This is a genomic window from Thioalkalivibrio sp. AKL6 (assembly GCF_000376905.1).
Taxonomy (GTDB): Bacteria; Pseudomonadota; Gammaproteobacteria; order Ectothiorhodospirales; family Ectothiorhodospiraceae; genus Thioalkalivibrio; species Thioalkalivibrio versutus.
This window is the reverse complement of the sequence record NZ_AQXS01000007.1, coordinates 108791-129436: the sequence shown is the minus strand read 5'-3', so window position 1 is coordinate 129436 and position 20646 is coordinate 108791. Positions and strand designations below refer to the sequence as shown.

Annotated in this window: 23 protein-coding genes and 1 pseudogene; 16 read left to right on the top strand and 8 right to left on the bottom strand. The window is 62.7% G+C overall.

The window, feature by feature from the left end:
- Nucleotides 1-73: 73 nt before the first annotated feature.
- From D575_RS14350 to D575_RS0102180, 10 genes and pseudogenes are all read left to right on the top strand, one after another.
- A complete protein-coding gene (locus tag D575_RS14350) occupies nt 74-835 on the top strand; it encodes a hypothetical protein (protein ID WP_155985168.1) in 762 nt (253 codons plus the stop codon).
- A gap of 181 nt (nt 836-1016) precedes the next feature.
- Entirely contained in the window at nt 1017-2042 is a 1026-nt protein-coding gene (locus tag D575_RS0102225) for a transposase (protein ID WP_018144283.1), read from the top strand.
- A 25-nt stretch (nt 2043-2067) separates the two neighbouring features.
- Nucleotides 2068-2313 (top strand): DUF4160 domain-containing protein, encoded by a 246-nt coding sequence (locus tag D575_RS0102220; RefSeq protein ID WP_018144282.1) that lies wholly within the window; start codon nt 2068-2070, stop codon nt 2311-2313.
- Nucleotides 2285-2542: a DUF2442 domain-containing protein gene (locus D575_RS0102215; RefSeq protein WP_026182014.1), complete on the top strand. Its 258-nt coding sequence runs from the start codon at nt 2285-2287 to the stop codon at nt 2540-2542. The genes D575_RS0102220 and D575_RS0102215 overlap by 29 nt, the downstream gene beginning before the upstream one ends.
- Before the next feature lie 60 nt (nt 2543-2602).
- Nucleotides 2603-2878, top strand: a complete 276-nt coding sequence (locus D575_RS0102210) for a BrnA antitoxin family protein (protein WP_018144280.1) — start codon at nt 2603-2605, stop codon at nt 2876-2878.
- 179 nt (nt 2879-3057) lie between these two features.
- Nucleotides 3058-3494, top strand: a pseudogene (locus tag D575_RS14510) (transposase); the annotation flags it as partial.
- Between the two features lie 207 nt (nt 3495-3701).
- Nucleotides 3702-3875 (top strand): hypothetical protein, encoded by a 174-nt coding sequence (locus D575_RS14435; RefSeq protein WP_018144278.1) that lies wholly within the window; start codon nt 3702-3704, stop codon nt 3873-3875.
- 98 nt (nt 3876-3973) lie between these two features.
- Nucleotides 3974-4711 carry a transposase gene (locus D575_RS0102190; RefSeq protein WP_018144277.1) on the top strand — a complete coding sequence of 246 codons (738 nt, stop codon included), beginning with the start codon at nt 3974-3976 and terminating at the stop codon, nt 4709-4711.
- 630 nt (nt 4712-5341) lie between these two features.
- Nucleotides 5342-5833: a diguanylate cyclase domain-containing protein gene (locus D575_RS0102185; protein ID WP_018144276.1), complete on the top strand. Its 492-nt coding sequence runs from the start codon at nt 5342-5344 to the stop codon at nt 5831-5833.
- Between the two features lie 620 nt (nt 5834-6453).
- Nucleotides 6454-7146, top strand: coding sequence for a class I SAM-dependent methyltransferase (locus D575_RS0102180; protein WP_018144275.1), 693 nt, complete (start codon nt 6454-6456; stop codon nt 7144-7146).
- A gap of 215 nt (nt 7147-7361) precedes the next feature.
- On the opposite strand, the gene D575_RS0102175 is transcribed toward D575_RS0102180, so the two are convergent.
- A complete protein-coding gene (locus D575_RS0102175; RefSeq protein WP_018144274.1) occupies nt 7362-8480 on the bottom strand; it encodes an alpha/beta fold hydrolase in 1119 nt (372 codons plus the stop codon).
- A 363-nt stretch (nt 8481-8843) separates the two neighbouring features.
- Here D575_RS0102175 and D575_RS0102170 point away from each other — a divergent pair, with 363 nt between their 5' ends.
- A complete protein-coding gene (locus D575_RS0102170) occupies nt 8844-9623 on the top strand; it encodes a nuclease-related domain-containing protein (protein WP_026182013.1) in 780 nt (259 codons plus the stop codon).
- A gap of 62 nt (nt 9624-9685) precedes the next feature.
- The gene (locus D575_RS0102165) at nt 9686-10402 is read left to right on the top strand and encodes a nuclease-related domain-containing protein (protein ID WP_018144272.1); all 717 of its coding nucleotides are present in this window, start codon (nt 9686-9688) and stop codon (nt 10400-10402) included.
- Between the two features lie 124 nt (nt 10403-10526).
- Here D575_RS0102165 and D575_RS0102160 read toward each other — a convergent pair whose 3' ends face one another.
- On the bottom strand, nt 10527-11000 hold the full coding sequence (locus tag D575_RS0102160) for an SgcJ/EcaC family oxidoreductase (protein ID WP_018144271.1): 474 nt from the start codon (nt 10998-11000) through the stop codon (nt 10527-10529).
- Between the two features lie 527 nt (nt 11001-11527).
- Between D575_RS0102160 and D575_RS0102155 the strand changes: the two genes are divergently transcribed.
- Both D575_RS0102155 and D575_RS0102150 read left to right on the top strand, forming a co-directional pair.
- Nucleotides 11528-11866, top strand: a complete 339-nt coding sequence (locus D575_RS0102155; RefSeq protein ID WP_018144270.1) for a hypothetical protein — start codon at nt 11528-11530, stop codon at nt 11864-11866.
- Between the two features lie 262 nt (nt 11867-12128).
- Nucleotides 12129-12449: a hypothetical protein gene (locus tag D575_RS0102150; RefSeq protein ID WP_026182012.1), complete on the top strand. Its 321-nt coding sequence runs from the start codon at nt 12129-12131 to the stop codon at nt 12447-12449.
- Nucleotides 12450-12565: 116 nt separating this feature from the next.
- Here the strand turns inward: D575_RS0102150 and D575_RS0102145 are convergent, their stop codons facing one another.
- The gene (locus D575_RS0102145) at nt 12566-13348 is read right to left on the bottom strand and encodes a class I SAM-dependent methyltransferase (protein ID WP_231367499.1); all 783 of its coding nucleotides are present in this window, start codon (nt 13346-13348) and stop codon (nt 12566-12568) included.
- A 1086-nt stretch (nt 13349-14434) separates the two neighbouring features.
- Here D575_RS0102145 and D575_RS0102140 point away from each other — a divergent pair.
- On the top strand, nt 14435-15337 hold the full coding sequence (locus D575_RS0102140; RefSeq protein ID WP_018144267.1) for an EamA family transporter: 903 nt from the start codon (nt 14435-14437) through the stop codon (nt 15335-15337).
- 160 nt (nt 15338-15497) lie between these two features.
- A complete protein-coding gene (locus D575_RS13585; protein WP_038031874.1) occupies nt 15498-16058 on the top strand; it encodes a hypothetical protein in 561 nt (186 codons plus the stop codon).
- Nucleotides 16059-16316: 258 nt separating this feature from the next.
- Here D575_RS13585 and D575_RS0102130 read toward each other — a convergent pair whose 3' ends face one another.
- The 5 genes from D575_RS0102130 to D575_RS0102110 form a co-directional block, all read right to left on the bottom strand.
- The gene (locus D575_RS0102130; protein WP_018144265.1) at nt 16317-16649 is read right to left on the bottom strand and encodes a cupin domain-containing protein; all 333 of its coding nucleotides are present in this window, start codon (nt 16647-16649) and stop codon (nt 16317-16319) included.
- A 43-nt stretch (nt 16650-16692) separates the two neighbouring features.
- On the bottom strand, nt 16693-17967 hold the full coding sequence (locus tag D575_RS0102125; protein WP_018144264.1) for a hypothetical protein: 1275 nt from the start codon (nt 17965-17967) through the stop codon (nt 16693-16695).
- A 243-nt stretch (nt 17968-18210) separates the two neighbouring features.
- Nucleotides 18211-18879: a c-type cytochrome gene (locus D575_RS0102120; protein ID WP_038031896.1), complete on the bottom strand. Its 669-nt coding sequence runs from the start codon at nt 18877-18879 to the stop codon at nt 18211-18213.
- Between the two features lie 221 nt (nt 18880-19100).
- Nucleotides 19101-20003 carry a complex I NDUFA9 subunit family protein gene (locus tag D575_RS0102115; protein ID WP_018144262.1) on the bottom strand — a complete coding sequence of 301 codons (903 nt, stop codon included), beginning with the start codon at nt 20001-20003 and terminating at the stop codon, nt 19101-19103.
- 158 nt (nt 20004-20161) lie between these two features.
- On the bottom strand, nt 20162-20641 hold the full coding sequence (locus D575_RS0102110; RefSeq protein WP_018144261.1) for a hypothetical protein: 480 nt from the start codon (nt 20639-20641) through the stop codon (nt 20162-20164).
- Between the last annotated feature and the right edge of the window lie 5 nt (nt 20642-20646).

Below are 20646 nucleotides of genomic sequence, written 5' to 3'. Positions count from 1 at the left end.
GCGCATTCTTTCTTCCTCAAGGCTGCGCACCGCCCAAACGTGCTGAATGTGAGAGTTAAAACAAGGACAATCCATGATCGAAGCTCATTCACTTAACGGAATTAAAAAGAAATTAGCGGCCGATCTTCCCCGGACCATTGTCGGTTTGAAGCGAGAACCTGTTCATGAGATCGGGTGGATGACATCTTTTGAGTCAGATGGCCCAACTCGCTATCAAAAGGTTCGCTTTGAAGAACAATGCGATTCGAAGCTTGTAGGGATATTGTTAGCCCATCCTAATGCGCCGACGGCCCAACAAGAAATTGTCGGTCATCTGTCTCATTTTCACCTTCGTTCGGGGGAGGCGGTCGATTTCTTTTGCGTGGGCTACGGTGCTTTTTGGCCGCGGTCCCACTATGTAGATCAAGCGGTAGTGGCCTCCATTGACGGAACGGATTGGTATTTTAGCGAAGTAGCTTTCTCTGAGGTCATTGACGAAATCGAAAGAGAGACAAAATGGAGCTATAGTGGCGAGACTGAGCTAATTTTGCTCTCGGCGCATAAGGGTTTCGATAATAAAGCCGAATTAGATTTCGGGAGTGCTATTGTGTGCAATTTGGAGAGAATGGGCGCTGACGGGGCATTTACTTCAGTTCGCGCGTTTTTTGCTCAAATATTTAGATTCGCCAAGTGCAAAAAAGCTAGGGATCCGGCTTGGGCCTTCAGTGATCATGCTGGTGTCGGAGTCGGTAAGTCGGTGATAAAGGATGGAATTCTTGGGATTTTGCCAAGTGCGTTGCGGCAGCGGTACAGGCAGGCAGAGCATTATGCCGTGCGGGACATCGGCGATCTTTAACATTCCTGCGCATAACGGGGTCGGGGCTCGGTAACCCAGTAAAGAGAAGAGGACACCCATGATTTCTTGACGGTCTGATGCGGAAGAAGGGGCACAAGGAGAGGACACCCATGATTTCTTGACGGTCTGAGGCGGGCTGTCTAGGTTTGTGGGGAGTGCATGGACCAGGGAGGGTCCGGAGATGACGCGAGCCAGGAAGGAGCTCGTCTCGATCGAGGCGACGCCGTATTACCACTGCATTTGTCGCTGTGTTCGCCGCGCGTTCCTGTGCGGCGAGGATTTCTGTTCGGGCAAGAATTACGAGCACCGGCGCGGCTGGGTGCTGGAGCGGCTGCGCGCGCTTCAGGGCGTGTTCGCGGTGGATATCTGCGCCTATGCGGTGATGTCGAACCACTATCACCTGGTGGTGCGCTTGGATGCAGACCGCGCGACGGCGTGGAGCGAGGGCGAGGTGATGGAGCGCTGGGAGCGCTTGTTTTCGTTGCCGCTGCTGGTGGCGCGGTACCGGGCGGGGCAGACGAGCACGGTGGCCGAGCGCGAGCGTGCGCAGGCGCAGATCGCCCTGTGGCGGGAGCGCTTGCAGGACCTTTCGTGGTTCATGCGCAGCCTGAACGAGCATCTGGCGCGGCGCGCCAATGCGGAAGATGGCTGCAAGGGCCGCTTCTGGGAGGGCCGCTACAAGAGCCAGGCGCTACTGGACGATGCGGCCGTGCTGACCTGCATGAGCTACGTGGATCTGAACCCGGTACGGGCGGGGATGGCGGACACGCCCGAGGCGTCCGATTTCACTTCGATCCAGCAACGTATCCGAATGTTGGCTTCCAAGTGCGACAGGCAGGAGAGAGAGGCTTCTGACGAGGCCCAACCCAGCCTGACGGTCCTGGGTCGAGAAGGCGATGACCCGCATGCCAATGTGGTGGTGTTTACGACCGAGGATTACCTGGAGCTGGTGGACTGGGCCGGGCGCGCGATCCGCGACGACAAGCGCGGCGCCATCCCGGAGCATATCCCGCCAATCCTGGAGTGCCTCCAGATCGATCCGGTGCAGTTCGTGCGGCATGTCGGCAAGGGGCGGGGTACCTACCACGTGGCGGCGCTGGGGTGTGTCGAGCGCATGCGTGCGGCGATCCGGCGGCTCGGCCGGCGAAGTATCAAGGGCATCGGGCTTGCGGGACGGATGTTCCTGGCGCCATCTGGGTGCCGTTGATTGCCTCGGTTAGCGGGAGGCCTCAATGCCGACGGTGTTCAGGGATGGACCCTACCGCTACTACTGGTTCAGCCAGGAGCCGGACGAGCCGCCCCACGTGCATGTAGACCGGGGCACGTGCTCGGCAAAGTTCTGGTTGCGCCGCGTCGCGCTGGCGCGGAATATGGGGTTTCCGGCGCACGAGCTGCGACGGATTCGAGAGGTTGTCGAGCGTCGGCAACCGGAGTTGTTGGAGGCTTGGAATGGGTTCTTTGGCCACGAACGCGGATGAGCGTGTTGCCTCCGTGGATTTCACCGAGCATGACCTGGTGGTCGGCCTGATGGACGGTCGACGGATTTCGGTCCCGCTCGAGTGGTACCCGCGTCTGGCGCACGCAACACCTGAGCAGCTCCGGACCTGGGAGATCTGTGGCGGGGGCTACGGAATCCACTGGCCTGAACTCGACGAAGACCTCAGCACCGAAGGACTGCTGCGAGGTGCTCCGGCACCCGCCCGCTGAGGCTTATTGGACCATGGGCCGGTATTTTCGACCTTTCGTCACCTTACGAGCGAGCCAGGCATGAACAAGACCAAGAAGGTCCCTGAGTTCCAGGACGAGGGAGAAGAGCGGGCGTTCTGGGAGAGCCATGATTCCAGCGAGTACGTCGATTGGAACCGCGCCGCGGCGGTTGAGCTCCCGAATCTCAAGCCTTCTACCCGGACGATCTCCCTGCGCTTGCCGGAGTCGCTCCTCGACCGCATCAAGATCGAAGCCAACAAGCGCGACATGCCCTACCAATCCCTGATCAAGGCGTGGCTGGCGGACGACGTGGACGAAGCCCGCAAAAAGGACTAACGGCGACGACAGCGGGGCGAGGAGATACGGGGGTTGTCGAGCGTCGGCAACCGGAGTTGTTGGAAGCCTGGAATGGGTTCTTTGGCCATGAACGCGGATGCTTCTCTGTCGACTTCCCGTAAATTCGGTCCATTGAAAACTGGAGGTCTCCGGGCACACTAGAGCCAAAGGAGGCCGAGATGCGCAAGAGTCGGTTTACGGAGAGTCAGATTGTTCAGACGCTGAAGCAGGTCGAAGGCGGCCGGAAGGTGAAGGACGTCTGTCGGGAGATCGGGGTCTCTGAGGCGACCTACTACCAGTGGAAGTCGAAGTACGGTGGCATGGAGGCTGCGGACGTCCGACGGCTGAAGGAGCTGGAGGACGAGAACAACCGGCTCAAACGGATGTATGCCGAGCTGGCCCTGGAGAACACGGCCCTGAAGGACGTGATCACAAAAAAGCTCTGAGCCCGGACGATAAGCGCCGTGTGGTCACTGCGTTGACGCAGGACCACGGGCTGAGTCAGCGCCGGGCCTGTCAGGCGGCAGGGGTTGCGCGGTCGGTGGTGCGGTACCGCAAGCAACCGGACCGGGACGATGCGGTGATCGCGCTACTGCAGGAGTTGGTGGAGCGCTATCAAAAGATAACGGGGTCGGACTTCAAGATAACGGGGTCGGACTTCGGTAACCTACGGAAAAACCGAGGTAAACCGGTCTAGAAAGGGCGCGATTCGAGCTTAAAGCGGTCATTTCGGCCATAAGAAGAGGACACCCATGATTCTTGACGGTCTGAGCGGGCCGGACTAGGTTTCAGGGGGAGTGCATGGACCAGGGAGGGTCCGGAGATGACGAGAGCCAGGAAAGAGCTCGTCTCGGTCGAGACGACGCCGTATTACCACTGTATTTGTCGCTGTGTGCGCCGCGCGTTCCTGTGTGGCGAGGATTTCTATTCGGGCAAGAACTACGAGCACCGGCGCGGCTGGGTGCTCGAGCACAATGACGGGGTCGGACCACGGTAACCCTCGGAAAGATCGAAGGAAAACGGTCGAGGAAGGGTGTGGTTGAGGCTTATCGTAGGCATTTTGGCTATCAAATGGGACTTCCAGGGAGGGAAGCCATGCCACGTGCGAATCGCCATCACTTGCCGGGCCATGTCTGGCACATCACTCACCGGTGTCATAAGCAGGAGTTGCTGCTGAAGTTCGCCCGCGACCGTCGGTTGTGGCGGTACTGGCTGTACCAAGCGCGGCGGCGCTACGGGCTCTGTGTGTTGAATTACATCGTGACGTCCAACCACGTGCATTTGCTGCTACGGGATGAGGGCCGTGGCGAGATCCTGCGGGCCATGCAGTTGATCGCGGGGCGAGTCGGTCAGGCTTACAACCGGCGCAAGGGTCGGAAGGGGGCGTTCTGGGAGGACCGCTACCACGCAACGGCGGTAGAGAGCGGCACCCATTTGGCGCGTTGTCTGGTGTACATCGACCTGAACATGGTCCGGGCGGGGGTGGTGCAGCATCCCTCTGACTGGGAAGCCAGCGGGTATCGGGAGATCCAGGACCCGCCGGATCGATACCGCGTAATGGACCAGCAAGCGCTGCTGGAGTCGCTGGAGATGGGTTCGTTCTCAGAGCTGAGGGAATGCCATCGAATGTGGGTGGAAGAGGCGCTGGCTTCGGATCGTGCCAGCCGGGACGATCGCTGGACAACGTCCGTCGCCGTGGGTAGCCGGCCGTATGTGGATGAAGTGCAGAGGGCGTTGGGGATACGTTCGCCGGGGCGCGAGGTGGAACAGGCGGGGGATACCGCGTGTGTTCGTGAGGATGCCGCGAGTTATGCCATGGACGGGCGGTATTGACCATGAAAATGGCGGATAGGGCATTCATGGACAGGGGGCGGGCACAATAATGTCGGTTAAAACAGTCAGGTAGCGAGGTCCGACCCCGGCCTCCGGCCTTCCCACGGCAGCGATGCGAAGCATGCGCTTCTCCCTTCAGGTGACGTGTACCCGTCACGTTAGCCCAAGGCCATAATTGGTCGCCGCAGGGCGTCAATTGTTGCAGAAGCGAAGAAGGGGAACCCATACCTATCGCCGCTTCCAGCCGATTCCACGGCGCTCCGCAACGACTGTAACCGAGGGGAGACCCGAAGGCTTTTTCGGTCAGGTAGTAACCACAAAAAGCGAGTGGACAAGTGCATTCGGCGGCGAACCGACGAAAAGTTGACACTACCTGTTGGTTCTACGATTGACACGCTCACAGGGGGATTATCCATGTCACGATCCGGTGACGACCGCACTGCTGCGGCCGGACGGGTGCGCTCGGGCTCGGCCAGCCGGCAATCAGGGAAGGTTGAATCATCGATCCCTGCGGCGGGGCAGCAAGATTCGATTGGCGCGGGGACCCTCGAATGGGAACTGGGCATGTGCGCGCTTCCGGCGTTCCGGCCGGACGCCTTGGGGGCAGATTTTCGCCCACGGAGCCAGGCGATGCGCAAGGCTCAACAGCAGGCCTGGGCGCGGCATTTCGCCTGCTACGACCTGGTGACCGGTCTGCCCCGGCGCTCGGTGCTGGCGGAACGCCTGGCGGAAAGCCTTTTCCAGGCCGGGCGCAGGGGGCGGCATGTCGCTCTGTTGCTGGTCGACGTCGAGCCGCTCGAGGGGATCCGGAACCGCTGGGGGTGGCCGGCGGCCGACGCCGTGCTGCAACACGTAGCCGAGGCGCTGGCACGATCGGTGCGCGGTGCCGATACCGTGTGCCGCTGCGGTGGCGAACGGTTCAGCATGATCCTTTCCGACGTCGACTCACCCGCCATGGCGATGGCCGCCGCGGACCGTATCCGCGAGGTGCTTGGCAGTCTTTCGTTAGACGAGATCGATGGAGGCAGGCTTGACTCGCGTATCGGAGTCGCCGTGTCCTCGCTCGACGGGGACGAGGCCGCCGCATTGATCCGCAGAGCCGAACTGGCGGCCACATACTAGGAGCCCGTGTAGCGGGCGCGGAGAAAGAGGTGGAGAAAGAGGACACCCATGGGCTTTCGGCCCGAGCGTGACGCACGGCGCTAGTCCGAGCTTGGGGGCAGGGCAGCCCATTCGTTGGCATAGAGCGGCAGGGAGTTCTGGAAGGCTCGGCAGTAAAGAAATGGAAGAGGACACCCATGACTTGGCTCTCTGAGTGGTGTGTCCGGTGCCGCATCGCCCAGGGGGCTGGGCTCCTACGCGCGCGGCCGGGGCGGGACGCCGGACCAGGTCAGACATAGCGGGGTCGGACTACGGTAACGTGCGGAATAACCGAAGAAAATCGGTCGGAAAGGGGCATAAGTACGGCTTAGAGCGGTAATTTCGGTCATCAAATGGGACTTCCAGTGAAGGAAGTCAGGCCAAGGGACAGAGGCTGACACCGGTGCCCCACTCGGACTTATTTTCCTGGCCGATGTTGCGCCCCGTGATGCCGCGGAGCTGGCAGCCCGGTTTCGGGAACGCTATATCCTGATGAAGCTGCTGCGCGCCACCGCGCGCGGCCGCGGTTAGACGCGTACTACTACGTCATTGCCGGACGCCAATCGCAGATTCGTCGACGTATTAGCGGGAGTGACTGTCCGATGCCCAGGGTGGCCCCATTCGACGCGCACCATCAGCGCTATGAGGCGTGGTTCGACAAGCACGAACCGGCCTATCTCTCCGAACTGCTGGCCCTGCGCGCGTTTGTGCCGTGGGTAGGCCGGGGGCTCGAGATCGGCGTAGGGTCGGGACGCTTCGCCGCGCCGCTCGGGGTGCAGGTGGGCCTCGATCCCTCCCCGGCAATGCTGGCCCACGCGGCTGCCCGGGGTATCGAGATCGTGGAGGGGACGGCCGAAGACATGCCCTTTGAGGCGTGCAGCTTCGACTATGCCCTGGTGGTGACAACCCTGTGCTTTGTCGACTCTCCCGCGCGCATGCTTGCCGAGGCGCAGCGGGTGCTCCGGCCTGGTGGCCGTCTGGTAATCGGCTTTATCGACCGCGACAGTCCACTGGGGCAGGAGTACCTGGCGCATCAGTCGGAGAGCGTGTTTTACCGCGACGCCACTTTTCATTCCGCGGACGAAGTGGAACAGCTGCTTGTGCATGGCGGCTTCTCGATCGATGGGTGGGTACAGACCCTTGCGGGGCCGCTTGCCGGGATGCGGGATATCGAACCCCTGCGGCCGGGGCGCGGTGAATGCGCGTTCGTCGTCGTGGCGGCTACCCGCAACGCCGGAGCGGCCGAAAGCCCCGGGCCGCCTGTGCGGCCCGGGGCTGGTGGGCGCCGGGAATAGGAGGAGCGGCGTGGGACCACGCCAACGGTGGAACAGGAAAAGAAAATCGTCGGATCAAGGCCCGAATTCGGGCTTAAAGCGGCAATTTCTGTCTTCAAATGGGTCATTCCAGGGAGGGAAGCCATTCCAATCGCCAGCACCCTCAGGGCCATATCTGCCAAAGGATAAGATTCATGACCACATGACGGGGGCGGACCTCGTTACCATCCACAGGGTCAATTCGACCGCCGCGCGATCAGGTCCGCCACCGCGCGGATGAGCTGCCATTGGCCGATAAACCCCACGCCTTGCGGGTCGATGTGGGAAAAGCCGTCGATCAGGTGCAGGTCGGCCTCGCCGATTGCACGGGCGAGGCGCGCGCTTTCGGTGTGCGGGATCATGACGTCGGTCCGACCGTGGATCAGGATGGCACCGTTGGAAAGATGCGAGAGGTCGCGGTCGGCCAGGGACAGCATCTCGATGGCCGCCTGCGCGCTGGCCGGCAGATCATCCAGGAGCTCCGGGACGCGGTCTTGGTCATCGTTCAGGATTAACGCCAATAGGCTTCGCCCCTCATCGCCGAGATCATCGGCCACGTCGTCGATGGGGGCCTTGGGGTCGCCCATGCGCCGGCGCGCGATTTCTTCGAGAATCGCGCGGTCTTCGCGGTCATTCAGCATGTGCAGATTGCCGCGCAGGAAGATCCACTTCGCCTGCGGGTCCGGCGTGCGCGTTTGCCAGTGGGCGGATCCGGGCTCCCGGAAGGCCCCTGTGGTGGAGAAGGTGATCACGTTCTTCGTGTCGTAGTAGCCGCCGATCGCGACCAGGAAGTCGATGGCCTCCTCCCCCTCCGGCGTCAGCGTCGCCAGGACTGCAAGGCCCACGGCATAAGAGATCGCCGCGACCCCCACGTCTTGTTCATCGGCTGCGCGCTCCACTTCCAGACGGGCCAGAAGGGCCGCGGCATCACCGATGGCAGCGGCATCCTCGGGGCGCACACTGAGGTCTTTCGAGCCCTGCAGGTCGGGCACCAGCACCAGGAAGCGCGCTCGCGCCAGCGTAGTGGCGAGTTGTACCAGCCGGCGGTCGTCCTTGCCCTGTGGCGTGAAGCCCGGCACGAGGACGATGCGGGCCCCCACATCCTGCTGGGGATGATAGAGGTCGGCCGCGATGTCACCTTCGCCCGTCTCGAGCGTGAGCGTTTGGCGCATGGGCTCGGGGGTGCGGGCCTTCAGCGTGCTCGGTCCCGCGCCGGCCTCGATGTCCTGGAGCACGCGCGTTGCCTCCCAGCTCTGGGTGCTGATGCAGCTGGTCAGCATCAGGAGACTCAGCAACACAGCAGCGATGCGAAGCATGCGTTTCTCCTGTCAGATGAGCGGTACCAGTCCCGCCGGTACCATAAGTCTATATCCGGAGTGGCCGGGTCGGACCTCCAGGCGTAGGGTGCAATGAACAGGTTGCGCCCTGATCGGCAAAGGGTTTTGGCCTTGGAGTGGCCATTTTCGGCCATGAGTGGGGCTGTAAGGTGCGGGGTCTTCGGCGAGGTGTGAAGCGTCCGATTCGGTGCGTACGGAGCGGTCGACGGCGCGGATATCCAGCTGTGCCTGGATCTGGCGCAGGAATGAGTGGCTTCCCAAGAAGAAGAGGGCACGCATGATCTGTTTGCGGCCGATGCTTGGTTCAGCTTTACTCGCCCGGAGGGCCAAGAAGGGGATGTGATGGATATCAATCTGGGCGGGGCATTTCTGGAGGGGATGCTGCGATTCTGGTGGGCCTGGATCCTGGTCGTGCTGTTCGCCATCGGTCGGCTGCCGATGGTCAAGGGCTGGGTGGGTGAGCGTGTGGTTCGCCTGATTCTGGCGGTGGGCCTGGACGGCAAGGCGGGGCACGCGCTTCACGATGTCACGCTGGAGACGGGCGACGGGACGACGCAGGTCGACCATGTGCTGGTGTCCCGCTTCGGCATTTTCGTCATCGAGACGAAGAACATGCGCGGGTGGATCTTTGGCGGTGCGCGGCAGGCTCAATGGACGCAACGTTTCTACCGCCGGTCGTTTCGCTTCCAGAATCCGCTGCGCCAGAACTACCGGCATGAACGGGCGATTTCCGATGCGCTGCAGGTCGAGCCCGAGAAGATCCATTCGGTGGTGGTCTTCGTCGGCGGCAGTCGTTTCAAGACGCCGATGCCCGATAACGTGGTCCGGGGCCTGGGGCTGCTCGGCTACATCCGTTCGTTCCGCACGAAGGTGTGGAGCGATGACGAGGTGCAGGCCCTGGTGGACCAGCTGAAGGGTCGCCGGCTGGAGCCTTCTCGGCATACGCACCGGGCCCACGTGCAGCAGCTACGCGAACGGCATGAGGCCCCGGCCGGGCCGGCCTGTCCGAAATGCGGCGAGGCGATGATGAAGCGGAAGGCACGTCGCGGCTCCAGGGTTGGCCAGGAGTTCTGGGGGTGCACGCAGTATCCCGGCTGCCGCGGAACGAAGCCGGTCCAGTAGTCGGACTCAATCTGGCATCGTGGAGGCGTTCGATTCGTTCCGGAAATGAAAAGGAAGGGGCCATGGCGAATACCCGGTACGTGACCGCGAATCGATTGACCGAGGAGTCGAAGGCGATTCAGGCGAAGGGGCGGAATCTGGTCCTGATCCTGGGCCTTCCGGTCGCGGTTGCGGCCTTCTTCATTCATCCGCTCGTAGGGCTCGTAGCGCTTGCGGGCGTGGCGGCCCTGTATGGCAGCATCGGTGGCAGCGCGGTGATCGAGGCGGGGGCGCGCGGCGAGGATGCGGCCCTGGACTGGCTTTCGAAGCTCCCGGATTCATTCGCGATCTTCAATCAGGTGGATCTGCCCAGCAAACAGTCCCGCACCGGGATGGTGGAGACCGACTTGGTGGTGACCGGACCGGAGGCGGTGTTCGTGATCGAGGTGAAGCACAACAACGGGGCGATCGACTGTGACGAGAGCCGGCCGCAATGGACCGTGAGCAAGACCGGGCGGGGCGGAAACCGCTATGGCAAGGAGATGCGCAATCCCATCAGGCAGGTGAAAAAGCAGGTGTGGTTGCTGAGTGAATATCTGAAGAGCCGCAAGGCGAAGCGCTGGATCCAGCCGATCGTGCTGTTCACCCACCCGGATGTCTCGCTGGGGCGTTCGTCCGACCTGTCGGTACCCGTGCTCACCGGCCCCGAGGTGGTCGAGTACATCCGGAACTTCAAGCCGGAGCGGCCGCGCCCGGTGAAGGAGAACACGGTGCAGGCCATCGCGACCCTGAAGGGCTGAATCGGCCAGAGAAATAGCGGCGCCGGACCACGCTAAGAGTTGAATATCTATGGGGTCAGACCTTGCCGTTTGCCCCTGGAGGGTTCCGGCGGGAACGAAAGGCCAGGTCTGATCCCGACGGCTGCTATGGGTGCACGGCGGTGTTCTGTCCGAACTGGATCTGCCAGCCGTGGTGATCGTGGCGTTCGAACAGGAAGCTCATGCGCGTGTGCAGCTCGCCGTCGCCGCGGTCCGGCAGGCCTTCCGGCATGGATTCAATGCCCGAAACCCGAAACATGACCTCCGCGAAGGCGGTGTCGTCGCCGAGCAGGATGATGTCCTGTACGTCGACATTTAGCGATGTTCCGGCAAAGGGGCCCTGCAGCAAGTCCGTATGCCGTTGTGCATTGCTCGAACGGTCCTCGAGGCGCGTGCCGACGAGATTGATTACCCCGGCGTTCTCCGCATAGTCGCGTGCCCAGGCCTCGCCATCGCCGGCTTCCCATGCGGCCCCCTTGGCCTCCAGGATGCGCTGGATCTCGCCGTCGTCGGCCCAAGCAGGGGCCGCCATGAGTGCGGCCAGGGGCAAGGCGATCAGTAGGAACGGTTCCCTGGACATGCAAGCTCCGGATGGTGTTTGTGACAGGCGCCCCTGTGTACAGGAGTGGCGGCCTGAGTGCCAGTGAGCCCGCGCTATGGGGTCTACTGCGGATTTGGCAGGCCGGCGTCGCCAGAGGAGCAGCCGCGGCGCCTTCCCGCACAAATAGGCCCCGCCGCGTCGGCTTGAGTGGCGCAATGGATATGCGCGCCGCGCGTGGTTGTGAGGCGTATTTGTGTGTCCCCGCACAGACGGGCGAGGGCTGGCTACGCAGAGTTTTCGGGTGGGTTGGCAATGTCACCGACCAGTCATTCATGAGGATTGCGGGATGGATTGGAGTTATACGGGCAACCAACCCTTAGCGCGCGTGGCGACGTGTCTCGAGCCCCTTCGGGCTTGGGGCCCCTATCCCGCAATGCTGCGTTGGATCCCGTGCCGGAAGAATGACTACTGGTCTGCGTGACACGTCTGGTCCCGGGAACAATGGGGCACCGACGCGGACGGGGCCGTTGATCAGGAGGGCCTTCAGGGGCTCTCAAGGAGAAGACATGAACAAACCAGCCATCCTGCAACCCGAGGCGAACTCTCGGGTGGCGAAGCAGTGCGAGTATCTCGCGGAGCAGTACGGGGCGCAGGTGTTGCGGCCGCTGTACCAATCCCTCAGGGGGTCCATCGGCGACGAGACTCTGACCGGCCTCGATGCGCCCGGCCGGGATGCCAATCCGGTGGATCAGGCCTGGTTTCTGGTGAAGCTACTCGGCGCCGATGATGCACTCCGGGCGATCGAGGGCGCGGTACGCGAATACGCCCAGGATCCAAGGGCCTCGCTGGAGTCGCATCTGCACGTGGTCGAGGCGTGGGGTGAACCCAAGGCCAAGGCGGGTTGAGCATGGATCGGCGTTGGCGGTCCTGCCTGAACTGGCGGGCGCGCTTGCCCGTCAGAAAGAGGAGAAAGAGGACACCAATTGGGAGAAAGAGGACACCCACGGTCTTCGATATGTTTGAAACCGTACGGACGCCAGCCTGACATCGGCCTATTTTTTCGAGCGTGGAAAGCGGCCCGGCATCAAAGCAAAGGTCGGAAGGCGCCCCGCACGATGGGCATAAATCTCGTGACACTGCGCGGGATATTCGGATGGAAGGAGTGACATGATGGCCAGAGACAATTTGCCGACCGTGGATTGGGAACGTGGCGAGAACACGGACCGGGTGAAGATGCAGGTAATGCGCGAGGAGCCCGTCATCCTCGAGATGCCATCGGGCATGGACTGGTCGGTGGACGGGGGTGAGTTCAAGTGCACAGCCGATCCCGACAGAGGGATGCAATGCGACTGCGAAGGCGGCCTGTTGCGGAAGCTGGCGGAGCTCAACAATATGCCAGAGCTGAAGGAAATCGCGGACGCCTGCGAGTATTCGAGTTCCCGCGTCGATATCGACCCCGCCGGTGGGCGCATCATCATCCATGACTGACTCGCCCGGCAGTCACAATGAAGAAAAGCGAGGAAGGGGCGGCCGTGTTCTGTTACTGGGTGCAATCACCGCCGCCTGGCAACAGGCGGGGTGCACGCTATAGCAGACGCAGCCCGTTAGTTGTTGTGTTCGGGCGTGGCAAAGAGGCTGAAAGCCAACGGCCGACCTAATGTGGGGTCCGGCGGTAGTGGAGCCGTTGGGAGCTCCGAAAAAATTCCGGTATCAAGGACAATCTGTTTGTGGACAGGCCCGTAATAAATGAAATACATAATCCGGGGGCACGCACGGTAGGACGCCACGATATTATCGAAGACACCTTTCGTCACGGTGGCATTAAATGGATCGAACATGTAGATGACAAGAGGGCCCTCGGGGATGGGGAATGTTGTGGCATCCGCCAAGATTGATTCCGGGCGATTGCCAAGCTTATGGCGGCCGCAGTAGGAGTCGATATTATTGTTCGCCTCGGCATGCAGCGTCGTAGAAAACTCAACGCCGACAACCCGCTTGAAGGGGAGCTCGGACGCCAGCAAAAGCGTCCGTCCGCGACCGGATCCAAAGTCAACGAATGTGAAATCCTCCGGGTTGTTAGGGAGATAAGAGAGCATCGCCATGAAAGGCTTGGCGGCCGTCGCCTTGTAGATTGTGGCGAATTTCTTGTTGGGGCTGTCCGTATCCAGATGCTCCCGCTTCACAAGACCTCCGGTCTTGATGCCTAAATGGCGATCTATGCTCGCGTCTCGCCACATGTTGATGGAATACCTTATATTTTTTGCAGCCAATTGGGCCAGGGTACGTCCTCCATGGCCTTGAAGGGTTTCCCAGCTTCGCCTGAGAGCCCACCTGAGCGAGACCACTGACTGCGTGCGAAACTCCGTTAACGGGTGTTTTTCGGTCATCTGTGCAGGCTCCATATTTATCCGAAGCGGAAGTCTGATGGGGCTGAGACTGGCCCTTTTATCTCAGGGTAAAAGTTAGGCGCACACGGCCCAAGTATTCCGACAATAGCGCCTGATTCGAGCCATTGGCGATAGCTGGGAGTCGATGATGTAGCAAAGAGCGCCCCTGCCACCGGCCCGTGAGCGGCCGAGCTCCACGGCGTTAAGTGGGAACCGTGGGGGGGCTATCAATGGGATCGTAGGTCCCACCAGATTTGTGTAGACGTACTCGGATCGCTGCACGTTCCATTGCCGCTCGTTTTCAGCGGCGTGCATGCGGAACGCTTCAGCCTTCTCCCAATCCGTGGCTTGCCGGTGTCGCAGTTCCGGTCGTAGCTGCGCTGATTCCTCGAAGCGCGCCTGTTCGGGTTCGGGCAGATTCTTCAGGTACGGATTGGGCGGGCCCCGGCTGGGGGTTTCCTCCACACCTTCTGCATTGGCAGGACCGGGTTCATCCTGCTGTGCACATGCCGAGGCGGCGAATGGCATACCGGTCAGTACCATGCGATAGCGGGTTTTTATGTGGGTTGGTTTGATCAATGGGTCCCCTGCGGTCATCCGGGCCCGGGCTTGAGCTATTCCAGCAAGCCGGAGCCACGTGCCGACGAAAGGATTCAAGCGAATCCCATGCCAAAATCGGGGAAACCCGAAGAAACAGACAGGTACGAGAAACCGGGGGCCGGAATCGGTTCTCGTGTGTGCCTTTTTGGAAAGAATCCTGACGGTCTGTGTGGCGGTCTAAAGCGGAGAACGTTAAATGAGAGCGCCCAATGAACAAGGACGATTCGATTACCGAGTTCCTGGGCGAAAGCGTCTGACCTCGTTCATTTATGCCCCATAAGACCGCGCAGCCAGCGCTGGTATATTGTGCGACTGATCGCTGGCGTTAGGCTGCAGCGTTTCGCTGACCGATCGTATAGTCAGTGCGAAATATGTTGCCGACCAGCAGATCGACGGGTCGGGACTCACTCACGACCCACGATAGGGACTGGCTGAATGGCACAGGGCGCACCGACCCCGCTGAGGTCGCTTTCATCCGAAAAAGTGGTGGGTCTGAGCACGCTGTTCGTCGCCCTGGCGGCGTTTTCCTGGGGGCTGTCCGGCGGGATTGGGGGCATTCTCACGGGCCAGGGTTGGGATCCGGTGGTGGTGTCGTTCTACCGGGGCGCGATCGGGCTGCTGTTCGTGCTCGCCTGGCTTGCGATTCGCCCGCATGGCAGCGGATTGGCCAGTGGCCGCATGTGGTTCTGGTCGGCGATCGCCGGCCTGGGGGTCGCGGGCAACTTCACCTTCTACTTCCTGAGCATCGCCGAGGGCAGTGTCGCGGTGGCTGCGACACTGATGTACTGCGCGCCGGTATTCGTTTATCTCGTCTCTTTTGCACTCGGGCTCGAAAAACCCACCCTGTTCAAGTGGGTCGCGATCGCGATGGTCATGCTGGGTGTGGTACTGCTGACGGGTATTTACGACGTCGGTGCCGGTGACGTGACGCCGATCGCCGCCGGGGCCGGTCTGGCTTCCGGGCTGTCCTACGCGGTCTTCATCTTCGGCTTCAAGTTCGCGGCACCCCACGGCAGCCCGCAGGCGATTCTGGTGATCGCGTTCGCGGTCCTGGTCGTCATCCTGTTCGGGCTGGGCGATCCCGAGCAGACCGTGGCTGTGCTGAGCACGCCGAGCTGGCCGTTGTTCGTGGTGCTGGGCGTGCTGGGCGCCGGGTTGTCGTTCATTTTCTACATCATCGGCCTGAACCACACGGCACCCGCTGTCGCGTCCATCGTGGCGATGGTCGAGCCGGTGACTGCGTCGCTGTTCGGCGTGGTGTTCCTGAGCGAGACCCTGGGCGCACTCCAGGTCTTTGGCATGGGACTGATCCTGCTGACCGTGACCACCCTGAGCGTCTATTCCAGCTCGCAGAAGCAATCGGTTCCGCCCCAGCCACGCGCGGACTAGCGCTTGGACGCGACTTCGTCGCTCTACGCGCTACCAAAGTCCGACCATGGTCCCGGGGCAACCCGGGCTGGTCATGGTGCGGGGCCCGCACCGCGCCTCTCTCCCGCCTCTTCCAGACGGCCTGTTGGTCGGTAAACGTATGATTGTTCGAGGATGCACGATGAAACCCAGGCTCATTTTGATCATGCTTCCAGCCCTGTTGGCAGGCTGTGGTGGTTCCGCCGAACCCTACAAGGACCGAGAGGCCGCCTATGATCGGTCTTCTGAATGCCATCAGGCTCGCGAAGACTCGGAAGACTGTCGGTTGGCTTACGAGGCACTAATCGAGATCGAAAGAGGATCGACCGAGGACGGCGAAATCGATGCCTACAAGGAAAAGTATTGCAGTGGGCTGAGCCACGATGATCTTCTCTGTGAGGTTGGGAAGGTGATTAGCCTAAGAATCGATCAGGAGCAGAGCGCGCGGGTTCAGGCGAGGGTCGAACATTATTTAGGCAATCGATCCGAGCTTAGAGATCAATATAACGAGTGCGGAAGTATGTACTACGAGGAGGCCGGTCTGGAACGCGATGGTGCCTGGATCGGGGCGGCGGGTGTGCGCAAGCTGCATCGAGCCAAGAGTGCGTTCAGCGAGGAATTTAACGAGGAATGCCGGGTGGCGGCGGATGCGGCAAATCGCCTTAAGATTGAATTTGCGCATTATTTCGTAAAGGTTCTATGAGGTTGCGCGCCAAGGGCGAGGGGCGCTCCGATTGCGGCGTTTGCCGCGCGCGAGATGAGGCGTCGTACGGGCGACAGCAATGGGCTCGGTCAGACTTGCGGAGCGCTGCGCGGGGTGTTGGGCCCGGGGGCTCTACTCGAGCGCGCAGAGGCAGTCGGTTCCGTCTCAAGCAGGCGCTGAGTGGTGCCTGGGCCTGGAACCGGCCCGGTGCAGTCCGGGATGGTGGCGTGGAATCACGCCAAATATTGGTTGATCTGGCTAGCGCGGGTGGTAGATGGTCACCAGGACTGACGCGTCTTCCAGCGCCTTGAGGGCATGGGGCTGACCCCCATTCAGGTAGACCAGGGCGCCGGCGGTGAGCCGCTGGAGTTGGTCTTCCCCGATGCGGAAATCGACCGAGCCTTCCAGGCATTGGACCGTGATCTCTCCGGGTACGGCGTGCTCACTGAACTCTTCGCCTTTGGGGAGCACGACGCGGAAGACTTGCAAGTGTTCCGAACGCAGCAGTGTTGCACTTTTTGATCCGCGCAGTTCTTTCCCCAGGGGGCGAACGTCCACGATCTCTCCGGGTGTGGCGTGGTGCAATGCCATGTTGTGCTCCAGCAGTTTTCTACAATGGCGGGCCGCGCAGGCCTCAGCGGAGTGGGCGCACCTCGGCAATGTCGGACAGCGCGATTGGCACGACCATGTAGCCGCTGCCGAAGCGTCGGCGCACACGGATGTGCTCCTCCTCGATTCCGAGCAGTTCGCCATCGCGGGCGCGGCCGTCGGCGAGCTGGATGCGGATATTGCGGCCGATGTGGTCGCCCAGGGCATTCAGTGCGATGTTCGGGACAGGCGATAAATTGGGTGCCGTGGCCGAGGCGGCCGGGCCCGTGTTCAAGTTCGTATTCTCGGTCGTCGTCGGTCTGGCGGGGCCCGGGGTGACGGGGCGCAGATCGACGCGACCGTAGTGTTTTCCGGCCACGGTCAGGCTGGACTCGACCCGACGTAGCAGGTGGGTCGGGGTGTCGGCGTTGGCCCAGAGGAGCGCCGGGTTGTCGATCGGGCCAATGCGCAGCGAAACGTCCTTGGGATCCTCGATGAAGCGTCCGTAGGCATCGACCATGCCGGGCCCGGGCTGCACGCCGAAGGGTCGCCAGGCCTCGACCCAGGCGCCTTTGTGGTGCTCGGTATAGTCCTCGAGAGCCATCTCCATCTCGTTCGCGCAGAATTCCATCAGTGCAGGGTAGTACCCCCGGTCCGCGTACCCCACGGTCAAGGATTGTAGCGAGGCGGTCACTAGCGCCGGAGCGAGATCGCGAACCCGGTTCGAGGTGGCCTGGATGTCGAAGTGTCCGGTGGAGGAGCCCTGGCCCAGTGGGCCCATGCCGAACGTGCTGTGCACGGTCAGGCTGTTGCGGTCCTCTTCGAGATGGTAGTGGGCGCCGAAGTCCAGCGGGATGTCGCGATAGCCGAGGGCGGCCATCAGCGCATCCGGCGGGGCGGCCTGATAGGCCCCGCAGCCGGCAGTGTCGAGCCACAGCGCAGGCGTGTCGCCCTGCGCGCCTGCGGCGATGCCGGCGGGCAGGGTCAGCCCGTGCACGGAAAACCCGAGCTGCCGCGGTAGGCGTCGGGCATCCAGCGTGTGCCGAAGCCGGGCGAGCCGCCACAGGTTTCCGGCTTCCAGGGTGATGCGGTCTGCGCGCATGCGGCCGATGGCCGTGTTGTTGGGTTCAAACAGCAGCCCGTTGACGTGCAGTTCGCCCCCGAGGCCGATACCGACGTCGGAGTAGTGCAGCGTGCCGAGCGGCTGGAGCATCTCCACCATGTCGTCGAGCTTCTGCTCGACCTGCCGGACCTCGTAGTGGTAATACCCGACACCGGCGGCGGCGACCATGAGGCCGCCCACGATCAGTTTCCCTGGCATGTTTCTCTCCCTGTTTTGACTCATCCGGGCCGTGCGAGACCAGACCCGACAGCGGGATTGCCTTGTCCCGCGCCAACAAGATACCCACTCCGGGACATTTCCGCACTGCGGTCGAGGCTCGCTACGCGTCGGGGGTCTATCTAGGGATTGAGCCCGCCGGCGGGGTGGACGGAAGTCGGGCCCCCACGGCCCTGCGCCCTCCGGGCTCGTTGATGTCCGGTCCGGGCGGCGGCAGCAAAGGGGTCATTCCTCGCGGGCGGGAATCGAGGCGAAGTAGGCCGACACGGCGGCCATCTCTTCTTCCTCCAGCTCCTGGGCGATGCCCTGCATCAAACCGGCCAGGGCGGTCTTGCGGGCCCCCTGGGCATAGGCCTGGAGCTGTGCCATGAGATAACGCGGGGGATGGCCGGCGAGCGGTGGCAGGCTGGGGTTGCGCTCGCGCCCCTGTTCGCCATGGCAGGAGGCGCAGGACTGGATGTTTCGCTCCGGCAGCCCTTCGAGCGCAATCTCGCGCCCTTTTTCTACCAGGTCTTCGGGCACCCGGTGCGGCCCTCCCGCCGGTTTCATCTCGGCGTAGTGGCGGCTGACCGCCTCGATCTCGTCATCGTCCAGATGCTGGGCGATCTGGGCCATGGTGGCATTCGGGCGCTGGCCTTCCCGGTAGGCCGTCATCTGCTCGACCAAGTAGGCCTCCGGGAGCCCCGCCAGGCGCGGGAATGGGGGCTGTCCCTGGCCCTGGCCCTGTTCGCCGTGGCACTGGATGCAGGCGGTCGCGCCGCGATCATTGCCTTCCTGCGCAATTTGGGCGCCCGGGTCGTCCTCGGCGACGGCGGCGCCGCCCAGCAGCCACAGGGCGGTTAACAGCGCGAGTGGCCGGACAGTGATTCGGTTGAAGGTGTGCGCTCGTGCCATCGGATCACCACGATTGCAGGACGTTATCTTCAGGAACATAGGGCGGTTTCAACGATGGTGCAATTGCGGTGCACATTTGGCGGGCTTGTGAGGTGTGCGCCGCCGGATATAGCCGCGGTCCGGCGTGCCGCATCCGGGGCGACCAGGAAAGGACGGAAAGAGAGCAGGAAGAGGACACCCAGCTTCCTGGGTTTCGCACGGCGCGGCGGCGCATCCGGGAATCATTCCGCCGGGAGGCAGTCCGGAAGGGAATCCTCCAGCCTGCGGGGCGTGATGCCGAGGTCGGCGAAGCTTCCCGCCGTTTCGTCGGCGACGTTGTCCTGCTGCATCAGGAAGATCTGGTCCCGGGTCAGGGGTGCGTTCGGTAGCAGCGAGCCGAGCCGGGCCAGTGCGTGCCAGAGCGCGAAGGGCACAGGCACCATCGGGCGCTGGCGTTCCAGGTGAACCAGTACCCGAGTCAGGATCTGGCGGTACGTCATGATGTCGGGACCACCGAGTTCGAACACCGGGTGTGCGGGCGGGGTGGCGGCGAACAGCCTGGCCACGGCGCGGGCGACATCGGCCACGTGCACCGGCTGCAGGCGGGTCTCTCCGCGGCCGAACAGGGGGATCACCGGCAGGCGCGCAAGGCCGGCCAGGTTGCGCAGGAAGGCATCATGCGGGCCGAAGAGCACGCTGGGACGCACGATCAAGGCGTCGGGGAACGCGCGGATCACGGCCGACTCGCCTTCGGCCCTGGCGCGTATGTAGGCGGAGCGCGACTGGCTGTCGGCCCCGATCCCGGAGATCTGCACGACTCGCGCCAGGCCCGCCTCGCGCGCCGATCGGGCGAGGCGGGCAGCGCCTTCCACGTGGATGGTGGTGAAGTGGAGGTCGCGGTGTTCCACATACAGGCTGACCGCGTTCACCACGCCGCTGGCCCCCTCCAGGGCCCGGGTGACGGCGGCATCGTCACGGATATCGGCGCTGCAGTGCTCCACCTGGGCATGTTGTTCCAGCGCGGCGGGTAACGCCGCCCGGCGCGAAGCAATCCGCACGGGGTGTCCGGCGTCGATCAGCTCGTGCACGATCGCGCTGCCGAGAAAGCCGGTGCCGCCAAATACCGTGATCAGGTCCGGGCGCATGGCGAGTCCCCTTTGTGCGCTCTAGGTAGGCGCCAGATGTGGGGTGTCAATGATCAGTCGTCCAGGTACTGGGTGAGACCGCGCAGAAGTACGAAATGTCCCGGGCCGGCGTGGATTCAAGGGCTGTGTGTGCCTTTTGGGAACGGTCAGGCGTCCAGTCAGCGCGTGCGTCGACATCCGGCCAGCTGCCCGGCCCAGGCATCAAGCAGCCGCTGACGCACACCGGCGTCGTCGCCGCGCCGCAGCTCCTCGCGGCTAGCGGCGAAGGTTTGGGTCATCCAGCCGTCCTCGGCGGCGCATTCGACCCGAATCTCCCAGCCATCGTCGTGCGGCTCGACATCGAACGTGTAGGTCGCCAAATGCAGTTCCTCCAGCAGGCCGCTGACCATCTCCCGCGCCCGGGAGAACTCCTCGACGGATAACGTCATCGTGTCGTCCCTCATGTTGCCGTGCAGCCACTGTTCGAAGCGGCGGATGGAGTGCTCGAACTCCGAGCGGTAGTGCGCTGCCGGGGGGTGATTGCCCGCACCGGCCAGCGCTTCGCGGTAGATGTTCAATGTGCGCTCGACCCATTCCCGCGTGGCGGCCTCGCCGTCACGCTTGATCAGGAAGCGGATGCGTTGCAGTTCGTCGGTCACGGTCT

Coding starts and splice junctions, on each gene's coding strand:
- D575_RS0102215 (WP_026182014.1), top strand. CDS start 2,285: ATGGGTTCTTTGGCCACGAACGCGGATGAGCGTGTTGCCTCCGTGGAT.
- D575_RS13585 (WP_038031874.1), top strand. CDS start 15,498: ATGAAACCCAGGCTCATTTTGATCATGCTTCCAGCCCTGTTGGCAGGC.
- D575_RS0102225 (WP_018144283.1), top strand. CDS start 1,017: ATGACGCGAGCCAGGAAGGAGCTCGTCTCGATCGAGGCGACGCCGTAT.
- D575_RS0102170 (WP_026182013.1), top strand. CDS start 8,844: ATGGATATCAATCTGGGCGGGGCATTTCTGGAGGGGATGCTGCGATTC.
- D575_RS0102190 (WP_018144277.1), top strand. CDS start 3,974: ATGCCACGTGCGAATCGCCATCACTTGCCGGGCCATGTCTGGCACATC.
- D575_RS0102220 (WP_018144282.1), top strand. CDS start 2,068: ATGCCGACGGTGTTCAGGGATGGACCCTACCGCTACTACTGGTTCAGC.
- D575_RS0102125 (WP_018144264.1), bottom strand. CDS start 17,967: ATGCCAGGGAAACTGATCGTGGGCGGCCTCATGGTCGCCGCCGCCGGT.
- D575_RS0102185 (WP_018144276.1), top strand. CDS start 5,342: ATGCGCAAGGCTCAACAGCAGGCCTGGGCGCGGCATTTCGCCTGCTAC.
- D575_RS14350 (WP_155985168.1), top strand. CDS start 74: ATGATCGAAGCTCATTCACTTAACGGAATTAAAAAGAAATTAGCGGCC.
- D575_RS0102160 (WP_018144271.1), bottom strand. CDS start 11,000: ATGTCCAGGGAACCGTTCCTACTGATCGCCTTGCCCCTGGCCGCACTC.
- D575_RS14435 (WP_018144278.1), top strand. CDS start 3,702: ATGACGAGAGCCAGGAAAGAGCTCGTCTCGGTCGAGACGACGCCGTAT.
- D575_RS0102165 (WP_018144272.1), top strand. CDS start 9,686: ATGGCGAATACCCGGTACGTGACCGCGAATCGATTGACCGAGGAGTCG.
- D575_RS0102120 (WP_038031896.1), bottom strand. CDS start 18,879: ATGGCACGAGCGCACACCTTCAACCGAATCACTGTCCGGCCACTCGCG.
- D575_RS0102180 (WP_018144275.1), top strand. CDS start 6,454: ATGCCCAGGGTGGCCCCATTCGACGCGCACCATCAGCGCTATGAGGCG.
- D575_RS0102150 (WP_026182012.1), top strand. CDS start 12,129: ATGATGGCCAGAGACAATTTGCCGACCGTGGATTGGGAACGTGGCGAG.
- D575_RS0102210 (WP_018144280.1), top strand. CDS start 2,603: ATGAACAAGACCAAGAAGGTCCCTGAGTTCCAGGACGAGGGAGAAGAG.
- D575_RS0102130 (WP_018144265.1), bottom strand. CDS start 16,649: ATGGCATTGCACCACGCCACACCCGGAGAGATCGTGGACGTTCGCCCC.
- D575_RS0102175 (WP_018144274.1), bottom strand. CDS start 8,480: ATGCTTCGCATCGCTGCTGTGTTGCTGAGTCTCCTGATGCTGACCAGC.
- D575_RS0102145 (WP_231367499.1), bottom strand. CDS start 13,348: ATGACCGAAAAACACCCGTTAACGGAGTTTCGCACGCAGTCAGTGGTC.
- D575_RS0102155 (WP_018144270.1), top strand. CDS start 11,528: ATGAACAAACCAGCCATCCTGCAACCCGAGGCGAACTCTCGGGTGGCG.
- D575_RS0102115 (WP_018144262.1), bottom strand. CDS start 20,003: ATGCGCCCGGACCTGATCACGGTATTTGGCGGCACCGGCTTTCTCGGC.